This window comes from Paracidovorax wautersii, from assembly GCF_900113035.1.
Classification (GTDB): Bacteria; Pseudomonadota; Gammaproteobacteria; order Burkholderiales; family Burkholderiaceae_C; genus Paracidovorax; species Paracidovorax wautersii.
Genome location: NZ_FONX01000006.1, coordinates 235,861 through 259,366 on the forward strand (window position 1 = coordinate 235,861; position 23,506 = coordinate 259,366).

Here is a 23,506-nt window from a genome sequence, read left to right on the forward strand (position 1 = left end):
GCGGCCGCGTCGTCACGCGCCCGACATGCGCCTGTCACGCCGCTGCCATGGCGCAGGCAGAGCATCCCGGTTCATGCAACGCGACGACGCTTTCCTGAACGCCTGGCGCACCGCCGGCACTCCTGTGGACGACGAAACGGCCGCAGGGCCGGCGCCCGGGAGGCCGGTGCAGCGCTACCGCACGCTCTGGATCTCCGACCTGCACCTGGGCACGCCCGGCTGCCAGGCCGAGGCCTTGCTGGACTTCCTGCGCCACACCGAATGCGAGACGCTCTATCTGGTGGGCGACATCGTCGATGGCTGGCAGCTGCGCCGCAACTGGTACTGGCCGCAGGCCCACAACGACGTGGTGCAGAAGCTGCTGCGCAAGGCGCGCAAGGGCACGCGGGTGATCTTCATCCCCGGCAACCACGACGAATTCGCGCGGCGCTACCTGCACCTCAACTTCGGCGGCGTCACCGTGGCCGAGGACTGGGTGCATGAAACGGCCGACGGCCGCAAGCTCTGGGTGATCCACGGCGACCTGTTCGACGGCGTGATCCAGTGCGCCAAGTGGCTGGCCCACGTGGGCGATTCGCTCTACGAGTTCACGCTGCGGCTCAACCGCCACCTCAACACGCTGCGCGCCCGCATGGGGCTGCCGTACTGGTCGCTCTCGCAATACCTCAAGCGCCGCGTCAAGCGCGCGGTGAGCTATGTGGACGACTTCGAGAACGCCGTGGCCCGCGAGGCCAAGAAGCGCGGCCTGCAGGGCGTGGTCTGCGGCCACATCCACCATGCGGAGCTGCGCGACATCGGCGGCACGCTCTACGCCAACGACGGCGACTGGGTGGAGAGCCTCACGGCCCTGGCCGAGCAGGCCGACGGCACGCTGCAGATCCTGCAGTGGAGCGAATTCCTGCCGGCGGCGCGCCACAAGGCCGCCCGCAAGGCAGCCGCCGCGGCCAAGACCGCACAGCATGTTTGAGCGGGCCGCCGCCGCGGCGCTGCCCGCCACCCGCCGGCCGGTGGTGGAGCTGATCTATTTCAACGCCGGCAGCGGCCACCGGGCCTCCGCCCTGGCGCTGGAGGCGGCCATCGCCCGCGCCGGCCTGCCGTGGACGGTGCGCCTGACCCATCTCTTCGAGGTGCTGGACCCCACGGCGCGCTTTCGCCAGTGGACGGGCATGGAGCCCGAAGACATCTACAACCGCCGCCTGGCGCGGGGCTGGACGCTGGGCCTGGGCCAGGAGCTGCGCCTGCTGCAGGGCATGATCCGCTGGAGCCGCAAGGCGCTGGTGCGGCGGCTGGCGGCGCACTGGCACGCCACGGCGCCCGACATGGTCGTCTCGCTGGTGCCCAACTTCAATCGCTCGCTGGGCGATTCGGTGGCGGCTGCGCTGCCGGGCGTGCCCTTCGTCACCGTGCTGACCGACCTGGCCGACTGCCCGCCGCACTTCTGGATCGAACCCGAGGTGGCGGGCCAGCACCTGGTCTGCGGCTCGCCCCGCGCCGTGGAGCAGGCCCGCGCCCTGGGTTGCGACGAGGCGCGCATCCACGCCACCTCCGGCATGGTGCTGAGCCCGGCCTTCCACGACCTGCCCGCGCTGGACCGGGCCGCCGGGCGCGCCCAGCTGGGCTTCGGCGCGCAGCGGCCCGTGGGCCTGGTGCTGTTCGGCGGCGAGGGTTCCCGGGCCATGCTGCCCATCGCCCGGCAATTGCCCGACACGCCCCTCATCCTGGCCTGCGGCCGCAACGCCGCGCTGGCCCGCGCACTGCGTGCGCTGCCGGCCCGAGCGCCCCGGCTGGTGCTGGACTTCACCCGCGACATGCCGCACTACATGCGGCTGGCCGATTTCTTCATCGGCAAGCCCGGCAGCGGCAGCCTGAGCGAAGCCGTGCAGATGGGCCTGCCGCCCATCGTCACCCGCAACAGCTGGACCATGCCGCAGGAACGCTACGTGACCGACTGGGTGCGGGACAACGGCCTGGGCCTGGTGCTGCCCAGCTTCGCCCGGGTGGCGGAAGCCGTGCAGGCGCTGCAGGCCGAGCTGCCGCGCTTTCAGGCCGCGGTGGCGCGGCAGCGCAACCAGGCGGCGTTCGAGGTGCCGGCCGTGCTGGCGCGCATCCTGGCGCAGGCCCAGCAGCGCCCCCAGCCCGAGCCCTGGCGGCAGGCGGCCTGAGCGCCGGCTTCCCGGCCCGGCTTCACATCCTGAAGGCGCGCCAGAGCAGGCGCGGGCCGTCGGCGGCGCGCAGCACGGGGCGCGTGAGCAGGCTGCCGCCGTCCAGGGCCTGCACCTTGTCCAGGATGCGCAGGCCGCCCTGCACGACCAGGCGCAGCTCCCAGCCGATGCGCCCCGGCAGGCGATGCACCAGGGGCTCGCCCGCGAGCATGGTGGCGCGGGCCCAGGCGGCGCAGTCCATCACCAGCGCGTCGGTGGCCGGGCTGCGGCGGCCGGCGGCCAGCTGCGCCCGGTCCACGCCGTGGGCGGCGCAGTCGGCATCGGTCAGATAGTGGCGGCCCCGCGGCAGGTCCACGCTCAGGTCCTGCCAGAAGTTGATGAGCTGCAGCGCGCTGCAGATGGCATCGCTTTCGGCCAGGGCGGCCGGGCGCGCCTCGCCGTAGAGGTGCAGCAGCAGCCGGCCCACGGGGTTGGCCGAGCGGCGGCAGTAATCCAGCAGTTCGGCGCGGTCGGCGTAGGTGCCGCCGTCGCGGGTCTTGGCGATGTCCTGAAGGAAGGCGTCGAGCAGGTCGTCCAGCAGCGGCACGGGCAGGGCGTGGCTTTGCAGCACGGCCTGCAGGGGCGCGAAGATGGCGGCCCAGCGCGGGCCCGGGGGCGATCCGGCGGCCACGGCGTGCAGTTCGGCCCGGTAGGCCTGCAGGTCGGCCAGGCGCTCGCCCGGGCTGGCGTCGCCCTCGTCGGCCAGGTCGTCCGCGGCGCGGGCGAAGGCGTAGATGGCGGCGATGGGCGGGCGCAGCCGGGGTGGGCAGAGCAGCGAGGCCACCGGAAAGTTCTCGTAATGGGTGACCGGCGGTGCCAGCGGGGCCGCCTGGGCGGCTGCGGCAGGGGAGGGGGCGGAGGGTTTCACGCCCGTGATTCTCACCTTGACAACGGCAGGAGGGCTCGCCTAGATTACTAACCAGTCAGTCAGTAATTGCATTCGCGAAAGCCTTCCCATGACTTCACTTCTTGCGCGGCAGCCTGCCCGGCGGGCCGCTCGATCCGCCGGTGCGCGTTCCATCCCCCTGGCCGTGGCCTTGTCGCTGGCGTTGCTGGCGGGGTGTTCGCCCAAGGAGCCCGCGCCCGAGCCGATGCGTTCGGTCAAGCTCATCACCGTGGGCGCCGCGCCGCTGCATGCGCAGCTGGAATACGCGGGCGAGGTGCGTGCCCGCATCGAGTCGCGCCTGGGCTTTCGCGTGGCCGGCAAGATCGCCGAGCGGCAGGCGCAACTGGGCCAGCGGGTGGCGGCCGGCCAGGTGCTGGCGCAACTGGACCCGCGCGACTACCAGCTGGCGGCCGATGCCTCCCGCGCCCAGGTGACGTCCGCGCGCACCCAGCGCGACCTGGCGGCGGCGGACCTGCAGCGCTACGCCGCGCTGAAGGCGCAGAACTTCATCAGCGGCGCGGAGCTGGAGCGCCGCGAGGCCACGCTCAAATCCGCCCAGGCCACGCTGGACCAGGCCCAGGCGCAGCTCGCCTCGCAGGGCAACCAGGCCGGCTACACGCGGCTGGTGGCCGATGCGGCCGGCGTAGTCACTTCGGTGGACGCCGAGCCCGGCCAGGTGGTGGCCGCCGGCACGCCCGTGGTGCGTGTGGCGCAGGACGGGCCGCGCGACGTGGTGTTCTCGGTGCCCGAGGACCGGTTCGCCGCGCTGAAGCCGGGCCAGCCGGTGGGCGTGCGCATCTGGAGCGATGCCGAATCCTTCACCGGCCGGGTGCGCGAGGTGGCGGCCAGTGCCGACCCGGTGACGCGCACCTTCCTGGTCAAGGTGGCCATCGACGGCCCGGAGATGCCGCCCCTGGGCGCCACGGCCTATGTCCGCCCCAAGGCGCTGGGCCGCGAGGGCGTCCAGGCCCTGAAGCTGCCCACCTCGGCGCTGCGCCAGGAAGGCGGCCAGACGGCGGTGTGGGTGTTCGACCCCGCCACCAGCACCGTGCGCTCGCAGCCCGTGCAGATCGCCACGGCCGACGGCAACGACGTGGTGATCGCCGCGGGCCTCGCGCCCGGCCAGCAGGTAGTGGCCACGGGCGTGCATGTGCTGGCGCCGGGGCAGAAGGTGTCGGTCTATGAGTCGAAACAGGATCGAGCCCAGGCAGGGCAAGCGCAACCTGCTATGAAAAACGCAGCAGCCTCCGATGCCGCTGCATCCGCAGCTGCCGCCGCCGCACCGGCGGCCAGCCGATAGGAGCGCCGCATGACGCAGCTGCCCGATCCGGCGCACGGCGCCGACGCCCATTCGCCTTCCATGCCCCCTCCCGAGCGCAAGCGCTTCAACCTCTCGCGCTGGGCGCTGGAGCATGTGGCGCTCACGCGCTACCTCATGGTCGCCCTGCTGCTGCTGGGCGTGGGGGCCTATTTCCAGCTGGGCCAGGACGAGGACCCGCCCTTCACCTTCCGCGCGATGGTGGTGCGCACCAACTGGCCCGGCGCCACGGCCCAGCAGGTGGCCGAGCAGGTCACCGACAAGCTCGAGCGCACGCTGCAGGAGGTGCCCTACGCCGACAAGATCCGCAGCTATTCCAAGCCGGGCGAGTCGATGATCATCCTGAACCTGAAGGACTCGTCCCCGCCCGCCGAGGTCGCGGGCGTCTGGTACACGGTGCGCAAGAAGATCGGCGACATGCGCTACACGCTGCCGCAGGGCGTGCAGGGGCCGTTCTTCAACGACGACTTCGGCGACGTCTATGGCGTGATCTACGCGCTGGAGGCCGACGGCTTCAGCTATGCCGAGCAGAAGACCTTCGCCGACGAGGTGCGCCAGCAGCTGCTGCGCGTGCGCGACGTGGCCAAGGTCGAGCAGTTCGGCGTGCAGGACGAGAAGCTCTACATCGAGATCTCGCAGAGCCGCCTCTCGCAGCTGGGGCTGGACATGAACCAGGTGCTGGCGCAGCTGGGCCAGCAGAACGCGGTGGAGAGCGCGGGCGCCATCCAGACGCCGCTCGACCAGGTGCAGCTGCGCGTGGGCGGGCAGTTCAACTCGGTCGAGCAGTTGCGCGCCATGCCGATCCGGGGCGCCTCGGGCGCGCAGCTGCGGCTGGGCGACATCGCCGAAGTCCGGCGCGGCTATGTGGACCCGGTCACGCAGAAGGTGCACCACCAGGGGCGCGAGGTGATCGCGCTGGGCGTTTCCATGGCCAAGGGCGGCGACATCGTGCGCCTGGGCAAGGCGCTGCACGAAGCCACGGCGCGCATCGAGAAGACCCTGCCGGCCGGCGTGAAGCTGGTGAACGTGCAGGACCAGCCCCGCGCCGTGTCCGATTCGGTGGGCGAATTCGTCAAGGTGCTGATCGAGGCCGTGGTCATCGTGCTGGCCGTGAGCTTCCTTAGCCTGGGGCTGCACAAGCGCCCCGGCCCGCAGCCGGTCTGGCGCCGCTACACGCTCGACGTGCGCCCGGGCCTGGTGGTGGGCATCACCATCCCGCTGGTGCTGGCCGTCACCTTCCTGGCCATGTGGTACTGGAACATCGGGCTGCACAAGATCTCGCTGGGCTCGCTCATCATCGCCCTGGGCCTGCTGGTGGACGACGCCATCATCGCCGTGGAGATGATGGTGCTGAAGATGGAGGAGGGCTACGACAAGCTGCGCGCGGCCACCTTCGCCTACGAGATCACCGCTATGCCCATGCTGACGGGCACGCTCATCACGGCCGCGGGCTTCCTGCCCATCGGCATCGCCAAGTCGATCACGGGCGAATACACCTTCGCCATCTTCGCGGTCACCGTGATCGCGCTGGTGATCTCGTGGTTCGCCTCGGTCTATTTCGTGCCCTACCTGGGCATGCTGCTGCTGCGCCGCCCGGCGCATCACGCGCCGGCCGCAGGCGCCGCCGGAGCCGGGGAGGGCGCGGGGGCCCATGAGGACGGGCACGTCCACCACGACGTGTTCGACAGCCCCTTCTACAACCGCTTCCGCCGCATGGTGAACTGGTGCGTGCAGCACCGCTGGATCACCATCGGCGCCACGCTGCTGACCTTCGCGCTGGGCATCGTCGGCATGGGGCGCGTTCAGCAGCAGTTCTTCCCGGATTCGAGCCGGCCCGAGATCCTGGTGGACCTGTGGTTTCCCGAAGGCACCTCGTTCCAGGCCAACGAAGAGGTCACGCGGCGCGTGGAGCGCCGCGTGCTCCAGGAGCCCGGCGTGACCACGGTCAGCACCTGGCTGGGCTCGGGCGTGCCGCGCTTTTACCTGCCGCTGGACCAGATCTTTCCGCAGTCCAACGTCTCGCAGCTCATCGTGGTGCCGCGCGACCTGGCCACGCGCGAGGCCCTGCGCCATTCGCTGCCGCAGCTGCTGGCGCGGGAATTCCCCGAAGCGCGCGCCCGCACCAAGCTGCTGCCCAACGGCCCGCCCGTGCCGTACCCGGTGCAGTTCCGCGTGATCGGGCCCGACCCTGCCGTGCTGCGCCAGCACGCCGACGAGGTGCGCAAGCTGATGCGCGAGCACCCGCAGATGCGCGGCGTGAACGACAACTGGAACGAGTCCATCAAGGTCATGCGCCTGGAGGTGGACCAGGACAAGGCGCGCGCCCTGGGCGTGACCAGCCAGTCCATCGCCCAGGCCGCGCGCGTGGCCTTCGCCGGCAGCACCGTGGGCCAGTACCGCGAGGGCGACCGGCTGATCGACATCGTGCTGCGCCAGCCCCTGGACGAGCGCCGCGCCATCACCGACGTGGCCAATGCCTACCTGCCCACCGCCTCGGGCCGCTCTGTGCCGCTCACCCAGGTGGCCAAGCCGGTCTTCACCTGGGAGCCGGGCGTGATGTGGCGCGAGAACCGCGACTACGCCATCACCGTGCAGGGCGACGTCATCGAGGGACTGCAGGGCGCCACGGTCACCAATGCCCTGCTGCCGTCGCTGCGCCAGCTCGAAGCCGGCTGGCACGCCGCCGGCCAGGGCGGCTACCGCATCGAGGTGGCGGGTGCCGTGGAGGAAAGCTCCAAGGGCTCGGCCTCCATCGTGGCCGGGCTGCCGGCCATGCTGTTCATCGTGTTCACGCTGCTCATGCTGCAGCTGCAGAGCTTCAGCCGCGCGCTGCTGGTCTTCCTGACGGGGCCGCTGGGCATCGCCGGCGTGGCCGGCGCCCTGCTGGTGCTGGGCCGGCCCTTCGGCTTCGTGGCGCTGCTGGGCGTGATCGCGCTCATGGGCATGATCCAGCGCAACTCGGTGATCCTGATCGACCAGATCGAGAGCGACCGCGCGCGCGGCGTGCCCGCGTGGGATGCCATCGTCGAATCCGCCGTGCGCCGGCTGCGTCCCATCGTCCTCACCGCGGCGGCGGCCGTGCTGGCGATGATCCCGCTCTCGCGCAGCGTGTTCTGGGGGCCGATGGCCGTGGCCATCATGGGCGGGCTGATCGTGGCGACCGTGCTCACGCTGCTCGCGCTGCCCGCGATGTATGCCGCCTGGTTCCGTGTCCGGAGGCCTGAAGACGAGGCCGCGCGGCCCGTTTGAGCCGGCCTCGCGCCGACAAGGCTAAAATCGTGGGCTAACCAATTTCACACAGATGGCTGGCACTGCCTGCCGCCTGTTTGTCTGAAGAAATGCGCGGGTGGCGAAATTGGTAGACGCACCAGGTTTAGGTCCTGACGCCAGCAATGGTGTGGGGGTTCGAGTCCCCCCCCGCGCACCACGATAGAAAACGGCCGGTTCCGGCTGTTTCCTGCATAAGGCCCGTTTCTCCTATGAGGACGGGCCTTTTTTGCTTGTTTTTTCAGCAGGCTATTGCCGCCCATTTCCGGCCTCATCCGGCCCAAACCTACAATGCCATCCCGCGCGGTTCCCGCGCGCAATCCCGCGCGGTGGAGGGCGCAGGCATGGCATATCTACGCAAGGTCAAAAACGGGTGGCGGGCAGAGGTCGAGCGCGCTGGCCAGCGTGTGTCGGCCACGCGGGCGACGAAGGCCGAGGCGCAGGCCTGGGCGCTGGCCGAAGAGGCTGCAATTCTGGCCGGCTCGCGTGGCGAATACCCGCGCAAGACGCTGGCCGATGCGGTGGAGCGGTATCGCCGCGAAGTGACGGATCTCAAGGCCAAGCGCTCGCCGGCGGTCGCAAAGGCCGACAACCTGCGGTTTGATGCCTGGCTGCGGAACTTCCCCGACCTGGCGGCCAAGGTGTTTCACGAGATCACCACGGATGACCTGGCCAGGTGGCGCGACAAGCGCCTGCAGGTGGTGTCGGAGTCGAGCGTGCTGCGCGAGGCGCAGCAGTTTCGGCCCATCTGGGGCTTGGCCATTGACGAATGGGGGTGGGCTGGTAAAAGCCCGTGGACCAAGCTGCGAAAGCCCCGCAAGGGGCACGCACGCCGCCGCTCAACGATGTGGCAGGAGGTGCGGCGTCTGCTGCGCTCGGGTGGCTACACCACGCTCTTGCCGCCGCAGACCCCGCAGCAGGAGGCTGTTTGGGCGTACCTCGTTGCCTTGCATACGTCGCTGCGCAGTGGTGAACTCCTGCGCATGTCTCGCTCCACGGTGGATCTGCGTACGCGGGTGTACCACCTGCCACGACACAAGACGGATCGCACCGCCGGCGAGCGCAATGTGCCGTTCACGCCGCGCGCTGCGCGTCTGTTGCGGCGGCTCGATGCCGCGGCCGAGGCGGCCGGGCGAGACGCGTATTTCACGATCTCCGATCAAAGCCGCGACGTGCTCTGGCGCAAGGTGCGCGACCGCGTGATGATTGCCGGCCTGCATTTCCACGACAGCCGGGCGGCGGCGCTGACGTGGCTGAGCAAGCGCTATGACGTGATGACGTTGGCGAAGATCAGCGGCCACGTGGATATTAATGAGCTATTCAATACCTATTACCGAGAATCGGAGCGCGACATTGCCGCGCGGCTTTGACTCTGTCGCTCCCTACCGTCGGGCGTCTAGAATGGATTTGATCTCGCTGGCTGTCAGCGACTCGGAGGGCTCTCCAATGCGACGCCATTGCCCTATCATTCTGCTGTAATTGTCGCGCGTTGGCGCGTGCGAATTTTTTGCAGGCCTGCCGATAAGTTCCTCGTAACGCGCTTTACGGCAGAGGGCAGTGCAAAAATATAGCAGCTCGGACTCATTGTTTCCATCGAAGCCCGGAAACTGCACTTGATCTTTCTCAACCTCTGACTTGTCTTCAAGCTCTTCATAGCTCGACTGCAAAAGTCTGTAAAGAGCCAGGGTGTCTAAAACAAGGTTGGTATCGTCTTCGCTCAGGTTGGGCGAGATTCGCAGCCTGCTTTGATAGAGCCATTTGTGGCCGCTTTCTAGGTCATCGGCAAGTTCGGCGTAACTATCATCGTGCTCAAGAATGCCCCGAATGCGGTATTGATTCGCGAGAATCAGCCGTTCGGCATCCGTCAATTCAATCTGTGGCATGGTAATCCTCCGTTGAAAGAGGCTGCATTCTCGCTCATTAATCCGCTATTGATGAGTCAGGCGCTTTATCTGGTGCCGCGCTTCCCTTGCAAAAAGGCCTGAACGTCGCCCAGCCGCCAGTAACGCATCTTCTGCGAAACGTTGATGAAGGGCTTTGGAAAGTCTGGCCGTTTCGTGAGTCGGTCGGTGACGTGAGCGCGCGTGCAGCCCAGCATGGCCGCAATGCCGGCCGTATCGACGCGCGCGGCGGTATCAGTGTGGGTTGCCATGCGCTTGTTCCTCCTTTTGTGGTGCGCGCTTGTCTGCCATACGCTGCAGCAGCCAGGCCTCGGCCGTGGCCGGGTCTCCCAGCTGGCCGGTGACGCGGCGGCGCATGTTCATGGCGCCGGCCTGGCGCCAGGTGATTTCGACGGCGCCGGCGGCTACGGCCAAGGCGCGCTTGCTCAAAGCGATGTCGTAGTGACTATCGTGGCGGGGCGGGGCCTGCCACCAGCGGCGCGCCACGCCGATCCGGTCGGCCATGGCGTGCAGCTCTTCGTCGGTGTCGGCCAGCATGTGGCACATCACCATGCGGCCGTACGGCGCGCGCATGTCGTCAACGTAAACGGCCATCAGCTGCTCCCGTTTTGGCTTGCTGCGGCGGCGCCTGCTCGAAACCATTTCCAGTCCCTGGCCACGGCCGGGTTGCGATATGTCCCGCGCGGCGAGCGTTGGAACTTGTGGCTCGGGTCGCTGGCCAGCTTCTCGAATCGGGCGCGCAAGGCGGTTTCGTCGAGGATGGGCTTGCCCTGCAATGCGGCCACGATCAGGCTGGTGTCGAGCTTGCGCATGGCCTGGGCTACGTGCTTTTGCAACTCGGGGTCGTTCACGCCCTCGATGAATGCGCCCGGGTCGAGCTCGTGCCCGATGTGGATCGCAATGGCTTCGCCTGCGATGTTGAGGCGGTTGCGGGCTTGCAGCCACCATTTGGCCGCCACCTTGGCGGCGTGCTCGTTGGGGTGGGTGGTGGTCGGCATCAGTTGCCTCCTTCGTGGGGTGTGGCCTGCGCTGGGTGTTCGGCGGCGAGCCTCGCGCGGTGCTCTTCGCCGAGGCGCGCGTTGCACTCGTCGGCGGTTTCCAGCGGCTTGCGCAGCACCCGACTGCCCAGCACCCAGCGGCCGAAGGATGTGATGCTGTAGCGGCCGGCACTGTGGTGGCGGACCACGCCTAGGTCGGCTAGCCGCACCATCTGGGACTTGGGCAAGTCATAGCCCTCGCCGTCCGAAAATGTTTCGTCCAGACGCTCCAGCGCGGCCATGTCTTCAGGGCTTAGCCACTGGCTGCGGTTTTCCGTATCGCTCGGCGTGATCGCCTCAGCGGCATCGTGCGGCTTCGATGGGCGGGTGGCTGATGCCTCTGTGTAGAGGGGCTGTGTGAACTTGCCGATCGGGGTGCGACGCGCAGGCAGGTAACTCCCGCTCGTGTCATCTGGGTCCGCGTGGTTTGCGAGCTGCCCAGGGCTCACCCAGATCGCGGGCGCTGCATGGGCGCCGGTACGGGCGGCGCGGAGCACGTCCAGCAGCGGCCGATCTGCATCGTTGGCCTCGCGTTCGATCTGGGAAACAACATCGCACAAGCGCGCTTGCAGTGCGGCACCTGCCTCGCCGTTGAACGCCACATCCAGCGCGCGCGCCAGGCGGTCAACGTCATCTGCGTTGATCCAGCGGCCGAATGCAGGAGCCGCGCCGGGCTGCTGGGCCTGGGGTGCTGAAAGTGCCGCGACAGCGAAACGCACCGCTGCCTGCTCGTTCGGCCCAAGTAGCTTCTCCTCCCGCAGGAAACGCTCAAGGAAGAAGGTCGCGCGGTGCGCTGTCATTCGTTGCAACTCGGGCGATGGATCTGCCGCCACGGCTGGAGCCGCTGCGCCGGGCTGTTCTGCTGCGCCTGTGCTCGATGTGATGGGGATGCAGCCGTGCCTGCTGCAGTGGGCAACGGTTTCGCAGGTGTTGCAGATCTTGGGGGTTTGCATGCTGGGTCTCCTGTCGGTTCGATTCGTGGCCGGGCGTGTCATGCGGCCTGCATCCATGCGGCTTCGTGGGCGAAATTGGCGCGCACCAGGGCCTCGGCCACTGGTGGGCAAACGCTGTTGCCGCACATGCGGACCTGGGCGGTCGTGCTGAGGGGAATGCGGGGCAGCTTCAGCGGGTCGGCCGCTTGCTTGCCGTCTTGGAACAGCAGGGCCGGGTCCGGGATCTCGTGGATCACGTAGTCCGCCGGGAAGCCCTGGGCGTTGAACAGCTCGCGCGGCTTGAGCATGCGCAGCGTGATGTCCACCAGTACCCACCAGTGGCCGGCGTGCTGCATCAGCACCATGTCGGCAGGCTCGGTGAACTGCTCGGGCAGGTGCTGGTGCAGCAGATCGGCGCACTGGCGGGCGCGCTCGCGGTGCTCTTCGGCCAGGCTCGCCGCCGGCACCTGGGCCACCTCCACCAGGCCCATGCGGCCCTTGGTGGGCAGGGTGTGCATCGGGCCGTTCGCCGGGGCGTCTTGCCCGCCGCTGCTGTAGTACTTCACCAGATAGGCCATCACCAGGCGCTGCTGCGCGCCGCTCGACGTGATGGTGCTGGTGGGGGCATCTGCGGGGCGCCCGTCGCCGTCGTAGAAACCGCCGTTGGCTTGCTCCAGGCAGGCCGCCACGATGGCCTGTTCGCCGCGGTGCGCGCCCGTCACGGTGGGCAGCGGGCTGGCTGGCGTGCTGCCCGCGCGCTCGCCGTGGTGCGTGAGGTGCATCAGGTGTGCGGCCGACAGCGCGCTGGTGCCGCCGCTCGCGGTGATGGTGTTGAGCGGCATTTCCAGCGAGCGGATGCCATGGCTGAATCGCTTCGTTCCGTCCTTGCCCTCGCCGTGCCCCATGTCCACCAGATGCGCGGCCACCATGCCCATCTGGATGCCGGTGCTGGGCCGCTTGGGCGTGCCGCCGGCGGTCACGGTGCGCAGCGGCTCGTCCATGCCTGAGCCCACGGAGCCCGTGTTGAACTTGGTGATGTGCATCGCCGCGACGGCTTGCTGGCTGCCGGTGGTGACGGTGGACAGCGGGGCATCTGCTGGCGCGCCGGGGTGCCCGGTGGTGTTGGTCATCACCATGGGCGCCAGCGTGGCGCCTGCCAGGACGTGGTGCGTGCCGCCGGCTGAAATGGTGGACAGCGGATCGCGCGCGTCGTCGCCCTGCAGGTGGGTGTCGCTGGTGCCGCGCAGCGGCGCGATCACGGGAGCGACGACGGAGAAATGGCCGCCCTTCACCTGGGCGCAGATGGTGCGCAGCGGCTCGTCGGCGGCCATGGTCCGCTGGGTGCTCGCGTTGGCGTGTTCGGTCACGAAAGGGGCGAGTACCGGCGCGGCCACGGCGCCCTGCGATCCCTGGCTGGTCACCGTCCAATACGGTTCCTCGGCGCTGCGCACGCGCGGCTGCTGGCCGGCGCGTTCGCCGTTGCGGGTGTTGACCATGTACGGGGTCAGCACGGGCTGCGCCACGCAGCTGTCGGCCTTGCTGGTGATGGTCTGCACGGGCTGATGCACGCTGCGCTCGGGGCTCTGGCCCATGCGCCCGCCCACGCCGACGATGAACGGGCTGGCGCTGGCCAGCACGTGGCGGAACAGGCCCTTTGCCACACGGCGCTGCGTGTTGGTGGCCAGTGGCTTCTTGCGGCCGAAGATGCTGGCGGCGGGCTGGCCGAAGTCGATGCATTCGGCCGCGGTGAGGTAGGGCGCGAGCTTGCCGGCCAGCACGCGGCGGTCGCCGGGCTCGGCGTGGGTGGCGGTAGGCCACACGATGGGCAGGCCGTCGCGCCGGCCCACGAAGAAAAGGCGCTTGCGGATCGTCGGCGTGTTGTGGTCCCGGGCGCGCAGTTCGCGGTGGTCGATGTCGTAGCCCAGGCCCTGCACCAGCTGCGCGGCCAGGGGGCCGTGCCGGTCGATGCCCAGGAACTCGCAGGCTTCGTCCAGTGCCGGATGGTCGGGGCGCACGCCCTTGGAAAGCATGCCGCAGAAGGCCTTGAAGGTTTGCCCGGCGCGGGTCTTGTCCGGGTACAGCTTGCCATCCGTTTCGATGAGCGGGCCCCAGGTCTGGAACTCCTCCACGTTCTCGAGCATGAAGCTGCGCGGCTTGGTCAGCAGCGTCCAGCGCACGGCCACCCAGGCCAGGCCGCGAATGTCTTTGCTGACCGGCGTGCCGCCCTTGGCCTTGCTGAAGTGCTTGCAGTCCGGGGACAGCCAGACCAGGCCCACGGGCTGGTTGCGGGTGACGGCGATAGGGTCCACGTCCCACACGCTCTCGCACAAATGCAGGGTGTGCGGGTGGTTGATGGCGTGCATGGCCAGGGCCTCGGGATCGTGGTTGATCGCGATGTCCACGGGGCGGCCAAAGGCCTTTTCCAGGCCTGTGCTGGTGCCGCCGCCGCCGGCGAAGTTGTCGATGATGAGCTCGCCGGGGAAGTCCAGAGGTTTGGACTGGTCGCCGTTGGGCCTGTGCACATGGCGCGCCCTGCGCGCCATGTGCTGGGGGCGTGCCGGCCTGGCATGCTTGCGCAGCGCTGTGGCGATCTGCTCGGCGGTGACCTTCACCTCGAAGCCGGCGAATTCCCCCTTGCGAGGCAGTTCGTCGTCCTCTGCGCGCACGGGGTTGTGCATCGTGAAAGCCAGGCGGTATGTGCGCAGCGGGGCGGGTAGCGCGGGCAGCAGGTGCTGCTCGATCAGGTCCGCCAGCACGGTGCGTGCGTCGGCCTCGGCTTGGCTGGCCGACAGGGCTTGCAGGAAGGCGGGGTGTTCAGCGAGCAGCTCGCCATCCGCGAAGCCCCAATTCGCGAACAGCTCATCTGCGGATAGGCGGACCGGCTCAATGGGGGCGAGTCCGAGGGGGATCGTGAAGTCGTCGCGTTTCATGGCTGTGCAAGTTGGCTGACTCGCCGTGCTCTGGCGTTGTGGTTTTTCTGATCGAGTCCCCGCGAATCCATTAGCTGGCTTCGTTCGTTGCTATGAAATTGGATATTCAGGGGAGTCGCCGAAGAGGTGCCGCGTTCGCTTTCTGGAGTCGTGACGGCAGACTGAGGGCCTTGTTTCAAACACCCGATGTGGTGAGAAAGGGCCTTCATGATTTCTTTGTCTTTCGCGCTGCCGGCATCTGAGTTGCTGGGCGTTCTGATGGCGATAGCGTGGTTTGTTGACTGGTGGCGTCGGTTGAAGTAGTCACGCTGCGGCCTCCGCGAAGAGGCCATCTGCAGCGTGTGTCAATGCGGCTGCGCAGGCGGGGTTCAGCCATGCCGATTCCGTTCTGACGACCGTGCCGCGGCCGGCTGAGATCCGGCTCTTGGTGGTGTGCTGCGTCCAGCCGGCGAGGTGGTGCTGGTAGAGGTCGCTGGGGTAGCCGGACAGCACTACCATGCCCTGCAGGTCGCATAGCTGCTCCAGCAGCTCGGCGTGTTCGGTGGCTGTCAGCTCGTGGCGATAGCAGCTGGAAGCGCCGCGCATTACGCGGGTTTCGTGCAGATACGGCGGGTCCACGAAATGCAGGGTGGTCGGCGCGTCGTGCTGGCGCATCACGTCGATGGCCGGACGGTTTTCGATCAGCACGCCGGTCATGCGCTCGCCGATTGCGGCCAGGTTGGGGGGGTAGCCCGTCCAGTCGTGCATCGCGGTGCTCCAGGCGCGCGCGGTGTCGATGCGAAACCCTGTCTTGCCCTTCGTGGCGCCGGCCGAGCCGAAACCCATCGCTGCGCGCACGGCTGTGCGGCGGGCCCGCTCAATGGGCTCGTCGCAGTGTTCGTAGGCCAGCTCCCATTCCTCGCGGCCGTAGGGCGTCAGCTGGCACGCTTCGATGAGCTGGGCGCGCTGTGCTGGGTTGCGCACCACGCGGAAGAAGTTGGTGATGTCGCTGTCGAGGTCGTTGTAGATCTCGGCGTGACAGCGCGGCTTGCGCAGCAGCACGCCTGCAGCGCCGCCAAAGGGCTCCACGTAGCGGTGATGCGTCGGGAAAAACTGCATGATCCACGGCGCCAAGCGGAACTTGCCCCCGTGGTAGCGCAGGGCGGGGCGGGTGATGGTGTTCACGCTGCGGCCTCCGCCTCGTGCATCAGGGCATCCACCGCGGCGAGCGACTCGTTGAGCTGGTGCACGCTGACGTTGCGCAGCATCTCGTCGTAGAGGTCCAGGGCCAGCGGCACGTGAGCCAGCGCGTTGGCGTCAGGGCCGATGCGGCCGAGGCGTTCGTAGCGTTGCTGCATTGCCAGGATGGCGGCCTGGGCGCGCTCGGCGACTTCGGCGGCGTCGGGGCCGATTCGCTCGGCGCGGTGCGCGCAGATGTTCATGGCCAGCGCCAGCCGGTTGAGGTGTGGCACGGTGCCGCCGCCATCGCAGATGTGATGCCAGGCCGTGCGGACTTCGACGCTGGCGGCGGCGGCGTCGTGTGCGGCCATGGGCTGGCGTTGGGCGATGAGGGCCAGGGGGGCGAGCGCATCCCAGCGCCCCGGGTTGCGCATGGAGGCCTTGGCGCGGGCCGCGCGGCGTTGAGCGGTTTTCATGGGCGCGCCTCTGCGGTCATGAGTACCGCCTCGCTCAGGCTTTCGTAGCGGGCGATGAACAGGTCGCGCCACTCCTTCCAGCTGGTCTGTTCGCGCTTCGTCGTGTTCAGGCTGGTGCCGTGGTGCGGCACCTCTTGCCCGGGCGTGTCGAGGATCGGCCAGGGGCGATGCGCGGCGGGGTCGAAGGCCAGCAGGTCGCGGCGCTCGGTGGCCAGGGCCACCAGGTCGATGCGCTTGATCTGCTGGCGGTAGCCGGCGAATGCCGTCTGCAGGCCGAAGTGCCGGCGCAGCGCCCGTGCCTGTGGTTGCTCGAAGTTTTCCCACGCTTGTGCAAGGGCCCACTTGACCTGGCTGCTGGTATCGCCGGTGATGGCTTCGTGGGCGTCATGCATCAGGCAGGCCAGCTGCGCCGGAAGCGGTGCGTTGTAGGCCTCTGCGATGTCGGCACAGAGCAGGCTGTGCTCGGCCACGCTGTACGGTCGGCAGGTCGCTCCGGTGAAGCGGTTGATGATGGCCAGGTGGTGCGCCAGCGTTTCGAGGCGGTACGTGTTCTGCGCGGTGTCGGGCTGGGTGAGGTAGTGCTCGGTGCCGTCGGCGAGGTGAATCCAAAGGGACATGTGGGGCCTCAATGGGTGGTTTGCGGTGCATCGAGGTCGATGTGGCTGAACGTTTCGACGTTCATCTGGGCCACCTCGATGGCCCTTTTGTGGCCGATGTCAGCGGCCAATGCGCCGAGGCAAGAGCAGATGAATCCGCTGTACAGCTGCAGCAGCTGGGCCGGCTTGGCCGCTGGCTGGCGGGACGCTGCGGCGATGACGGGCAGGCACAGCTCGCGAAACACCGCGTCGCCGATTTCGACAGGAGAGCCGATGAATTGGTGGCGGATCGCTGTGGGGCGCGCCACGGCAGGAGGTGCGGTGCCGAGCGCTTCTTGCGCCTGGGCGATGGGGTGATCGCCGGAAAAGTGGATGCCGCCCGCTTGGGTTTGCGCCCACGCGGTCAGCCGCTCCAGTGCAGCGTGCAGGCTGCGCACTTCGGCGGCCGACGTGCGCGCCAGTGCGTCGATGCTGACGACCTCGCCTCCGTTGGCGATGTGCTCCAGCCATTGGGCGCAGCGCAGGGCCTCCGGCAGGTCGCCGGGTGCGGTGGTGGTGTTCATGCTGGTTCTCCGGTGGTGGTCTCTTGGTTGTGCTGGCGGCGCTTGACGGCCACATCGATGGGCGGCAGTTCCACGGCGGGCATGCGTTCCGCGTACTGCACGTACAGGCCGGCCAGCTTCAGCAGTGGCACCACGGCCTTACCGGCTTCGGTCAGGCGGACGGTCTTGCCCCATCGGTCGTGGTTGGGGTTGTCGCTGGGCGGCGTGGCGACGCGTTCGGCCAGGCCTTTGTTCTCCAGCGCGCGGAACGTGGTCAGCAACATGTAGCTGTCGCCGTACTGGTCGAGCTGGCATAGGCACTCGATCTGGCGATGAGAGATCGTCAGCGCGAAGGCTGTGCTGGTGACGTATTCGCGGAAGGCGGTCATGCGGCACTGCCTTCCTGCGCTTTGGCCGCCGGGAGTTGGGCCGTGCGCGCCTGAATCTCCGCGGGCAGGGGCCAGAGATCGGTCGGCGCCACGGCTGGGGACGCCGCGCTGAGTGCTTGGCACACGGGGCAGTCTGGATCGCGCGTCTCAGCGCCCTCGATGGAGTCCGGGCAAAGGCCTCGCAAGCGGTGCCGGATGCGTCCCTCGGCGTGTGCAATCAGCACCTCGCATGCCGCTGCGGCCGAGGGCTTCATCGACGGAGCTGCGCGCTTCGGAAATGCGGCGTTGTGGTCTTTGCGGCCGAAGAGCGCGTGAGGGCCGTCCTCGGTGTCGTAGAGGGCGAGCAGCTTCCAGCCGTCGCCCGCTGGAGGTGTGGGGGTCCAGGCGCTGAAGTCCGGGTCGCCGGCTTCCAGCAGGGTTTCGTGCAGGATCGGGGAGTCGGACTCCATCGAGACAAGCTTGCAGGCAACGCCGAAGGCGGCCAGCAGCATCACGATGTTGACGTCTTCGTCGGTGTCGGGAAGGGCTGGGTGGTAGCAGTGGCCATCGCTGTGGCGGGCCGGCAGCGGTTCATCAAAGAGCCGATCGCGCAGGCCTTCCAGGTTCGGGGTGGGGGTGTGCTGCACGCTGTGCATGGCGGCCATGCAGTCGCTGTAGCAGTGGGGAGGCTGATGGGACTCATTGCGCTCCAGGTGTTCGACGAGCGCCCGCGCGCTGAGGTAAAGCGCATTGCCTTCGGCGACGAGCGTCTGCACGGTGTCCGTCGCCGGATCCGCGTTGTTCCACTCGCGGCAGGCGGTGCGGAATGCCTCGACCAGCTGCACCTTTTCGGCGTGTGCCGCTTGGTTGGCTGCGGTGGTCATGGCTGCACCGTCATGCCCGCCGCAGCGGCTGCAGCCTCGCCGCCCAGGGCCGCGTAGGCGGCGCCGTCCAGTGCGTCGTCGGGATTGAAATTGCCGTTGCGGTCGCAGGCGGCGGCGCGCACCAGCTTGAGCGTCTGCATGAAGGCCCAGCCCTGGCGCTCGGTCAACGTGGTGCCCTCGATGGCGTTGAAGGCGGCCACGGTGGCGGCCATGCTGCGCTCCTGCTGCGCGCCTTGGGTGCTGTCGCGCTGCGCGCCGCGCTGGTTGATGGTCGCGCTGGCGGCGGTGAGCACGTCGTGGGCAGTGACCGGGCGGCCGGCTTCTGTGCTGGTCGCGGCGGAGATGACGGGCGTGCCGAGTTGCGCGGCGCGTTGGTTGAGTTGGTTGAGTTGGGTGGCAATGCGGGCTTGGCGCTTGCTGGGGACTGCTGCGGGCATGAGGGGTGCTCCTGTGGTGGGTTGCTTCAGGCTGGCTGCGCGGTGCGTTGCGCGGCCCGTGCGGCGGCCTGGGCCACGAGATAGACGGCGGCGAAGTGCAGTCCGGCTTCTGTGGTGGGTGGGTAGGGGCATGCGTCGTTGAGCGCTTGCCCTTGCTGCACGGCCCTGCGGGCCTGCTGTTCGATGTGTTGCTTGCTGACGATCACGGCGCTGTGGTCGCTGGAGGTGCGGAGTTGCTGGGCCATGGGTGTTCCCTCAGGTGGTGGCCTGGGTGGGGTGCTGCCGTGCAGCGGTGCTGCGCGGGCGCAGCGTCATGCGCACCACGCGCGCCCGCAGTTCGGGCATGGGTGGGCGCGTGGCGCCGCTGACGGCGCGCACGTTCGAGAGCTCCACATCCAGCGGGGCGCCGGGTTGGAGGTCGGCGTGGTGCGCGTTCCAGAAGGCTTCTGCCTCGGGCCCCGTCCATCGCACCCGGTAGGGTTCCAGTCCCTGTTTGCCGAGGTTGTCCATGAGCAGCAGCAGCAGGGCGAAATCCCCTTCGTGCGTGGTGACCACGGGTTTCGTCTTGCTCAGGTAGAGGGTGCCGGTGTGTTGCATGGCGGGGCCTCGATTGCTATCGTTCTAGGAGCTAAAAGGGCTTACGGCCGGCCGGTCAGGACCGTGTAGCCGCTCTTTTCGCGCACGGTCTGCACGTAGCCGTTGAAGGCGTCTTCCACGGCACGCTCCGGGCGGTCGAGCTCGTACCAGAACTTCACGCCGCCGCCGGCCAGGCGGTACTTGAGGCGGGCGGTGAGCTTGTAGCCGTCGCCGTTCTTGAAGATGCGCACGCCCAGGGTGAAGGTCTGCGGGATCTTCAGAGCGCCGTCCGAGCCGGCCTTGGCGTCGATCACTTCGTTGTAGGTCAGCTGGGTCTGGCCGTCCTGCAGGCGGCGAGCGCTGCTGAAGTTGATGCCGGTGGTGGCCTGGATGGTGGTGGCCACGTTCAGCAGGGTCTGGCCGTCTTCGCCGTTGAGGTCGGCGTAGTTGTCCTCGATGAACTCGGAAAACTCCTGCTGGCTCATGGGCCTGCCGCTTTGCTCCAGCCACTTCTTGAACTCGGGCGTGAAGGTGGCGGCGAACACGGCGCGGTGGTCGCGCCAGCCGTGGAACAGCGTGCTGCGCTGGTCGTTGAACACCGCGGTGATGGTGCGGCTGTCGGGGTCGGCGTAGATGTAGCCGCGCTCCTGCGCCACTTGGTCGGCGCAATAGGCCAGCAGGCTGGGCACATCGCCCAGGCCGACGATGCCCTGGGGGCGGTTGCGGGCGGGCTGGGTCTTTTCGACCAGCGCGGTGATGTCTTCGACGCGGTAGCCGTCGGGCAGCGTGATGAGGGTGGCCGTGCCTTCGTGGCGGGTTTCCAGCGCGGACGCGACGCTGGCGGCCAACGCTTCGGCGACGCGCAGGGCCGCCGGCTTTTCTTCGGCGTGGCCCGGGGTGGCGAGCACGTTGGTGGTTGCGGATTTGCTCATGGCGATCAGGCCTCCTTGAGTTGAGCGGGCTGGGTGGTGGGTGCAACCTCGCGCAGCTCAAGCGTTTGCTGGCGGGGGTGGTTGCGGGTGGTCTCGCCGTCTTCGGTGAGGTAGAAGAAATCGGTGGGCGTCTCGGGCTTGGGCAGCGCCAGGGTGCGGTCCACGGTGACGTTCACGCGGTCGATGTCGCCGCCATTGGTGTTGCGCACGGCCGGTGCCACCTTGAAGGTGATGGTGAGTTTTCCGGCGCGGCCGGTGACCTGCACGGTGCGGAAGAGCTCGGCCATGTCGGCGCTGAGCGCGGCATGGGTGCTGCCTTCGTTGATCTCGTTGAGCATGTGGCCAAAGGATTTCATGGGTTCCCTCAGTGGTTGAAAATTGATAGCGGGATGCGCTTGTGTGGCAACGGTTTGCGCGCTATATGCCACCCAGGCGAACGGCCGGGGCGGACTCGGGGGTGCTCATCGCAGCCAGCCCAGCAGCACGGCGAGTGCTGCGCCGTTGACCAGGCCGATGGCGATGCCGGCCCACCACCCGCGGGCGAACTCGCGCGAGGGCGTGTCGGTGATCTGGGGCAGGGCGCCGGGTTGGCGCAGGCGCTGGCGGCGCGGGCCGCTGTCCAGCAGCGGCGCGAAGAAGGCGGTGGCGCGGCGCATCAGGTGGCCCTTCGCGCGCTGATGCCGGCTTGGTCGCCGTAGCGGTCCATTGCGTCCAGCACGGCGGCGCCGGTGCTTGCGAAAAGGCCTTCGTATTGCAGGCCTGCGACGGTGACAATGCAGCGGCGGAGCATGTTCAGGTGCCCTTGGTGTGGTGCGCGGCGTGCGTGGTCGTCGCGCGGTGGGTGTGGGTGTGGACGGCGCTGGCGGCGTGCTCTTTCGCTTCGGTCTCCTCGGCCTTGCGGGTGAGTTCCTTGGCGATTGCGCGCAGGGCGTAGTAGCCCTCCCAGAGCGCCACGACGGGCGCGCTCAGGCTGGTCTGCGGGTTGGCGCTGCAGCGCTGCTCGTACTGCCGCAGCAGGTGCTCGGCGCTTGCCTGCTTCTCCTGCGCGAGCTGGCGCAGGTGCGAGGCCCTGAGCGGCATGTAGGTGGATGCGGCTGCGTTGATGGCCTTGGTGGCGGCCTGTAGGCGGATGCTCGCGGCCTCGGCGGCGGGCCGGTCGGTGTCGGTGCGGCTGGTGCTGGTGCTGGTCATGCAGTGCTGCCTTTCAGTGCTGCGGAGCCTTCCCACAACAGCGGCAGGCCGCCGAGATTGGTGACGGTCTGGACGGTTCGTGCCAGTTCCAGAAGGACGGCGAAGTGGCCGGCAAAGAGCGCCTCTTTGTCCGGGCCGTTCTTGCGTTTGAGCGCGAGTTGCAGCAACCGATCTGCGTTAGCGCATTCCTGGCGAAAAGCGGGCAGCCAGGTTTCCGCCAGGGAGTGGCGGTAGGTGGCATAGGTGGGGCCTGCGTACAGGGTGGCGGTGGTCGAGGTCATGCTTGCCCGCCCTCCGCGTGTGCTGTGGCCTGCAGCCGCTTGATCTGCGCCGTGGCCATCAGGCGCATGGCCTCGGCGACCTCCAGGGCCTGGGCGGCCTGCAGCGCGCGGCCTTCCAGGTCCAGTGCGAGCCAGATCACGTCGCGGCGCGGCAGGCCGGCGGCGTCCCAGCCGGGCGGGGTGACGGTGTGGTCCAGCAGCGTGACGCCGTGCAGCTGGATGTGCTGGTACGTGCGCGGTGCGTGGAAGCGCGGCACAGCGTGCGGGCGCAGGGCTTCGGGCAGGTGGGTGTTGCCCGTGGTGGTGGCCTCGGTTCGTGCGCAGGCGACGGCGCGATCCAGTTCGCTGGATGGCAGGTCGTCGTACTCATGGGCTGCGCGCTGGGCCAGGGCCTGGAGTTCGGCCAGCCGACCGGGGCCGATGGTGGTGGCGGTGTTGTTGAGGCTGCGGATGAGGCGCAGCAGCTGGTGCTGCGCGGTGGTGGGCGCGGCGTTCATGTGGCACTGCCTTGGCGCGGGAGCGTTGCCACCGTGTCCATGAGCCGGCGCTTGAGTTCCGGCGCGGCGAAGATGTCGATGCGGTCCGCCTGGGCGTAGCCGATGCTTTTGAGGCCGCCCCAGCTCGTTTCAAACAGCCGCTGGGCGTGGTCTTCGCTCTGGCCTCCTTCGATCAGTTCGACGGCCGGCGTGACGTTGTAGATGTGGCCGTTTGCTGCCCAGTCGAATGTGGTGATGTTCCATGCGACACAGAGCAGTTTTTCCAGATGCGCGTCCGGGTTCAAGCGCCGCGGGCCGTCGAAGAACACGACGCGTTCGTGCAGCGGCTCATCGGCGGGGCACAGCTCTCGCGGCAGGCTGACGATCGCGCGGTAAAGGCGGCCATGGGCCAGCAGGTAGGCGGGTGTGTTGCGCTGCTGGGCGGTCATGCGGCGCTGCCTTCCTCGATGCCCTCCAGGCCCTGCTCGCTGACGTATTCCGTCGCGGCGTCGAGCATGCGGGTGATGGGTGTGCTGCCGTCTTCCTGCTCGCAGTTCAGGGCTTCAACCACCGATTTCGCGAATGCGGCTTCGTCCGTGATCTGCAGCGGGCAGCCGTCTTCCTGGCAGCGGAAAAAGTAGTCGCTGTGCCGTGCGGCGTGGGCGAGCGTGCTGATCGACACCGAGATCAGCAGCCGGCCATCGATCAGTCGCGGGGCGGCCTCGAAGCGGGCGCAGCCCGGTGCTTCGGTGGTTTCTGGCGTGGCCGATGCGGCGCGGGCCAGGGCCTGCAGCTCGGTCACCGCCAAACCGAGGGTGGTGCTGTTGGCGTTGAGGCAGGGGATGAGCTGCAGCAGCCGCTGGATGGCTGCTGCAGGTTGCAGGGTGGGCGCGGTGGTCATGCCGCCACCTGCCGATCCACGCGCAGCACGGCCATGCCGGTGGCTTGGTGGGCCAGTTGCTTGGCATGGTCGGCGCTGGTGGCCGTGAGTTCCTTGGTGGGCAGCTGGCCGGCGTCGGCGAGCTCTTCGACCTGATCGGCCGGGGTGTCTTTGGGGACCAGGGTTGCGCGATAGGTGCGCGGGCGCTCGATGTGCATCTTCACTCCATGGCGCCGG

At 68.5% G+C, this 23,506-nt stretch carries 31 protein-coding genes and 1 tRNA gene; 6 read left to right on the plus strand and 26 right to left on the minus strand.

Features of this window, described 5'->3' with window-relative positions:
• Nucleotides 1-73: 73 nt before the first annotated feature.
• A complete protein-coding gene (locus tag BM070_RS11725; RefSeq protein ID WP_092939594.1) occupies nucleotides 74-967 on the plus strand; it encodes a UDP-2,3-diacylglucosamine diphosphatase in 894 nt (297 codons plus the stop codon).
• Nucleotides 960-2,162, plus strand: a complete 1,203-nt coding sequence (locus BM070_RS11730; protein ID WP_092939595.1) for a glycosyltransferase family protein — start codon at nucleotides 960-962, stop codon at nucleotides 2,160-2,162. Before BM070_RS11725 ends, BM070_RS11730 begins: the two co-directional genes overlap by 8 nt.
• 22 nt (nucleotides 2,163-2,184) lie before the next feature.
• On the opposite strand, the gene hpnC is transcribed toward BM070_RS11730, so the two are convergent.
• Complete coding sequence (gene hpnC / locus BM070_RS11735) at nucleotides 2,185-3,069, minus strand: squalene synthase HpnC (protein ID WP_092939596.1); 885 nt, start codon at nucleotides 3,067-3,069, stop codon at nucleotides 2,185-2,187.
• Nucleotides 3,070-3,157: 88 nt separating this feature from the next.
• Here hpnC and BM070_RS11740 point away from each other — a divergent pair, with 88 nt between their 5' ends.
• The 4 genes from BM070_RS11740 to BM070_RS11755 all read left to right on the plus strand — a co-directional run bounded on the left by BM070_RS11740 (nucleotide 3,158) and on the right by BM070_RS11755 (nucleotide 9,042).
• Entirely contained in the window at nucleotides 3,158-4,387 is a 1,230-nt protein-coding gene (locus BM070_RS11740) for an efflux RND transporter periplasmic adaptor subunit (protein WP_245785189.1), read from the plus strand.
• 60 nt (nucleotides 4,388-4,447) lie between these two features.
• Complete coding sequence (locus BM070_RS11745) at nucleotides 4,448-7,654, plus strand: efflux RND transporter permease subunit (protein ID WP_092939647.1); 3,207 nt, start codon at nucleotides 4,448-4,450, stop codon at nucleotides 7,652-7,654.
• A gap of 91 nt (nucleotides 7,655-7,745) precedes the next feature.
• Nucleotides 7,746-7,832, plus strand: a tRNA-Leu gene (locus BM070_RS11750).
• Nucleotides 7,833-8,016: 184 nt separating this feature from the next.
• Nucleotides 8,017-9,042: a tyrosine-type recombinase/integrase gene (locus tag BM070_RS11755; RefSeq protein ID WP_092939648.1), complete on the plus strand. Its 1,026-nt coding sequence runs from the start codon at nucleotides 8,017-8,019 to the stop codon at nucleotides 9,040-9,042.
• 12 nt (nucleotides 9,043-9,054) lie between these two features.
• Here the strand turns inward: BM070_RS11755 and BM070_RS11760 are convergent, their stop codons facing one another.
• The 25 genes from BM070_RS11760 to BM070_RS11875 all read right to left on the minus strand — a co-directional run bounded on the left by BM070_RS11760 (nucleotide 9,055) and on the right by BM070_RS11875 (nucleotide 23,487).
• Nucleotides 9,055-9,555: a YfbU family protein gene (locus BM070_RS11760; protein WP_092939597.1), complete on the minus strand. Its 501-nt coding sequence runs from the start codon at nucleotides 9,553-9,555 to the stop codon at nucleotides 9,055-9,057.
• 65 nt (nucleotides 9,556-9,620) lie between these two features.
• On the minus strand, nucleotides 9,621-9,824 hold the full coding sequence (locus BM070_RS11765; protein ID WP_092939598.1) for a helix-turn-helix transcriptional regulator: 204 nt from the start codon (nucleotides 9,822-9,824) through the stop codon (nucleotides 9,621-9,623).
• Nucleotides 9,808-10,167: a DUF4031 domain-containing protein gene (locus BM070_RS11770; RefSeq protein ID WP_092939599.1), complete on the minus strand. Its 360-nt coding sequence runs from the start codon at nucleotides 10,165-10,167 to the stop codon at nucleotides 9,808-9,810. Before BM070_RS11770 ends, BM070_RS11765 begins: the two co-directional genes overlap by 17 nt.
• The gene (locus BM070_RS11775) at nucleotides 10,167-10,571 is read right to left on the minus strand and encodes a hypothetical protein (RefSeq protein ID WP_092939600.1); all 405 of its coding nucleotides are present in this window, start codon (nucleotides 10,569-10,571) and stop codon (nucleotides 10,167-10,169) included. Before BM070_RS11775 ends, BM070_RS11770 begins: the two co-directional genes overlap by 1 nt.
• Nucleotides 10,571-11,563: a hypothetical protein gene (locus BM070_RS11780; protein WP_139222814.1), complete on the minus strand. Its 993-nt coding sequence runs from the start codon at nucleotides 11,561-11,563 to the stop codon at nucleotides 10,571-10,573. Before BM070_RS11780 ends, BM070_RS11775 begins: the two co-directional genes overlap by 1 nt.
• 38 nt (nucleotides 11,564-11,601) lie before the next feature.
• The gene (locus BM070_RS11785) at nucleotides 11,602-14,085 is read right to left on the minus strand and encodes a DNA cytosine methyltransferase (protein ID WP_092939649.1); all 2,484 of its coding nucleotides are present in this window, start codon (nucleotides 14,083-14,085) and stop codon (nucleotides 11,602-11,604) included.
• 690 nt (nucleotides 14,086-14,775) lie between these two features.
• Complete coding sequence (locus tag BM070_RS11790) at nucleotides 14,776-15,636, minus strand: DNA adenine methylase (RefSeq protein ID WP_092939602.1); 861 nt, start codon at nucleotides 15,634-15,636, stop codon at nucleotides 14,776-14,778.
• Nucleotides 15,633-16,106 carry a hypothetical protein gene (locus tag BM070_RS11795; RefSeq protein ID WP_092939603.1) on the minus strand — a complete coding sequence of 158 codons (474 nt, stop codon included), beginning with the start codon at nucleotides 16,104-16,106 and terminating at the stop codon, nucleotides 15,633-15,635. The genes BM070_RS11790 and BM070_RS11795 overlap by 4 nt, the downstream gene beginning before the upstream one ends.
• Nucleotides 16,103-16,723 (minus strand): HD domain-containing protein, encoded by a 621-nt coding sequence (locus BM070_RS11800; RefSeq protein ID WP_092939604.1) that lies wholly within the window; start codon nucleotides 16,721-16,723, stop codon nucleotides 16,103-16,105. The genes BM070_RS11795 and BM070_RS11800 overlap by 4 nt, the downstream gene beginning before the upstream one ends.
• Before the next feature lie 8 nt (nucleotides 16,724-16,731).
• Nucleotides 16,732-17,265, minus strand: a complete 534-nt coding sequence (locus BM070_RS11805) for a hypothetical protein (protein WP_092939605.1) — start codon at nucleotides 17,263-17,265, stop codon at nucleotides 16,732-16,734.
• A complete protein-coding gene (locus BM070_RS11810) occupies nucleotides 17,262-17,633 on the minus strand; it encodes a hypothetical protein (protein WP_092939606.1) in 372 nt (123 codons plus the stop codon). The genes BM070_RS11805 and BM070_RS11810 overlap by 4 nt, the downstream gene beginning before the upstream one ends.
• Nucleotides 17,630-18,496, minus strand: coding sequence for a hypothetical protein (locus tag BM070_RS11815; RefSeq protein ID WP_092939607.1), 867 nt, complete (start codon nucleotides 18,494-18,496; stop codon nucleotides 17,630-17,632). The genes BM070_RS11810 and BM070_RS11815 overlap by 4 nt, the downstream gene beginning before the upstream one ends.
• Nucleotides 18,493-18,933: a DUF6378 domain-containing protein gene (locus BM070_RS11820; protein ID WP_245785191.1), complete on the minus strand. Its 441-nt coding sequence runs from the start codon at nucleotides 18,931-18,933 to the stop codon at nucleotides 18,493-18,495. The genes BM070_RS11815 and BM070_RS11820 overlap by 4 nt, the downstream gene beginning before the upstream one ends.
• A gap of 26 nt (nucleotides 18,934-18,959) precedes the next feature.
• Nucleotides 18,960-19,178 (minus strand): hypothetical protein, encoded by a 219-nt coding sequence (locus BM070_RS11825; protein ID WP_092939608.1) that lies wholly within the window; start codon nucleotides 19,176-19,178, stop codon nucleotides 18,960-18,962.
• 10 nt (nucleotides 19,179-19,188) lie between these two features.
• Nucleotides 19,189-19,530, minus strand: a complete 342-nt coding sequence (locus tag BM070_RS11830; protein WP_092939609.1) for a hypothetical protein — start codon at nucleotides 19,528-19,530, stop codon at nucleotides 19,189-19,191.
• 41 nt (nucleotides 19,531-19,571) lie between these two features.
• Nucleotides 19,572-20,441: a DUF2303 family protein gene (locus tag BM070_RS11835; protein WP_092939610.1), complete on the minus strand. Its 870-nt coding sequence runs from the start codon at nucleotides 20,439-20,441 to the stop codon at nucleotides 19,572-19,574.
• Between the two features lie 5 nt (nucleotides 20,442-20,446).
• Nucleotides 20,447-20,797: a YfdP family phage-associated protein gene (locus BM070_RS11840; RefSeq protein WP_139222815.1), complete on the minus strand. Its 351-nt coding sequence runs from the start codon at nucleotides 20,795-20,797 to the stop codon at nucleotides 20,447-20,449.
• 105 nt (nucleotides 20,798-20,902) lie between these two features.
• The gene (locus BM070_RS11845) at nucleotides 20,903-21,097 is read right to left on the minus strand and encodes a hypothetical protein (RefSeq protein WP_092939612.1); all 195 of its coding nucleotides are present in this window, start codon (nucleotides 21,095-21,097) and stop codon (nucleotides 20,903-20,905) included.
• On the minus strand, nucleotides 21,097-21,231 hold the full coding sequence (locus BM070_RS25265; RefSeq protein ID WP_281245411.1) for a hypothetical protein: 135 nt from the start codon (nucleotides 21,229-21,231) through the stop codon (nucleotides 21,097-21,099). The genes BM070_RS11845 and BM070_RS25265 overlap by 1 nt, the downstream gene beginning before the upstream one ends.
• Before the next feature lie 2 nt (nucleotides 21,232-21,233).
• Nucleotides 21,234-21,632 carry a hypothetical protein gene (locus BM070_RS11850; protein WP_092939613.1) on the minus strand — a complete coding sequence of 133 codons (399 nt, stop codon included), beginning with the start codon at nucleotides 21,630-21,632 and terminating at the stop codon, nucleotides 21,234-21,236.
• The gene (locus tag BM070_RS11855; protein WP_092939614.1) at nucleotides 21,629-21,913 is read right to left on the minus strand and encodes a hypothetical protein; all 285 of its coding nucleotides are present in this window, start codon (nucleotides 21,911-21,913) and stop codon (nucleotides 21,629-21,631) included. The genes BM070_RS11850 and BM070_RS11855 overlap by 4 nt, the downstream gene beginning before the upstream one ends.
• The gene (locus tag BM070_RS11860) at nucleotides 21,910-22,410 is read right to left on the minus strand and encodes a hypothetical protein (RefSeq protein ID WP_092939615.1); all 501 of its coding nucleotides are present in this window, start codon (nucleotides 22,408-22,410) and stop codon (nucleotides 21,910-21,912) included. Before BM070_RS11860 ends, BM070_RS11855 begins: the two co-directional genes overlap by 4 nt.
• Nucleotides 22,407-22,838 (minus strand): hypothetical protein, encoded by a 432-nt coding sequence (locus tag BM070_RS11865; RefSeq protein WP_092939616.1) that lies wholly within the window; start codon nucleotides 22,836-22,838, stop codon nucleotides 22,407-22,409. The genes BM070_RS11860 and BM070_RS11865 overlap by 4 nt, the downstream gene beginning before the upstream one ends.
• Nucleotides 22,835-23,290, minus strand: a complete 456-nt coding sequence (locus tag BM070_RS11870; protein WP_092939617.1) for a hypothetical protein — start codon at nucleotides 23,288-23,290, stop codon at nucleotides 22,835-22,837. Before BM070_RS11870 ends, BM070_RS11865 begins: the two co-directional genes overlap by 4 nt.
• A complete protein-coding gene (locus tag BM070_RS11875; protein ID WP_092939618.1) occupies nucleotides 23,287-23,487 on the minus strand; it encodes a hypothetical protein in 201 nt (66 codons plus the stop codon). Before BM070_RS11875 ends, BM070_RS11870 begins: the two co-directional genes overlap by 4 nt.
• Between the last annotated feature and the right edge of the window lie 19 nt (nucleotides 23,488-23,506).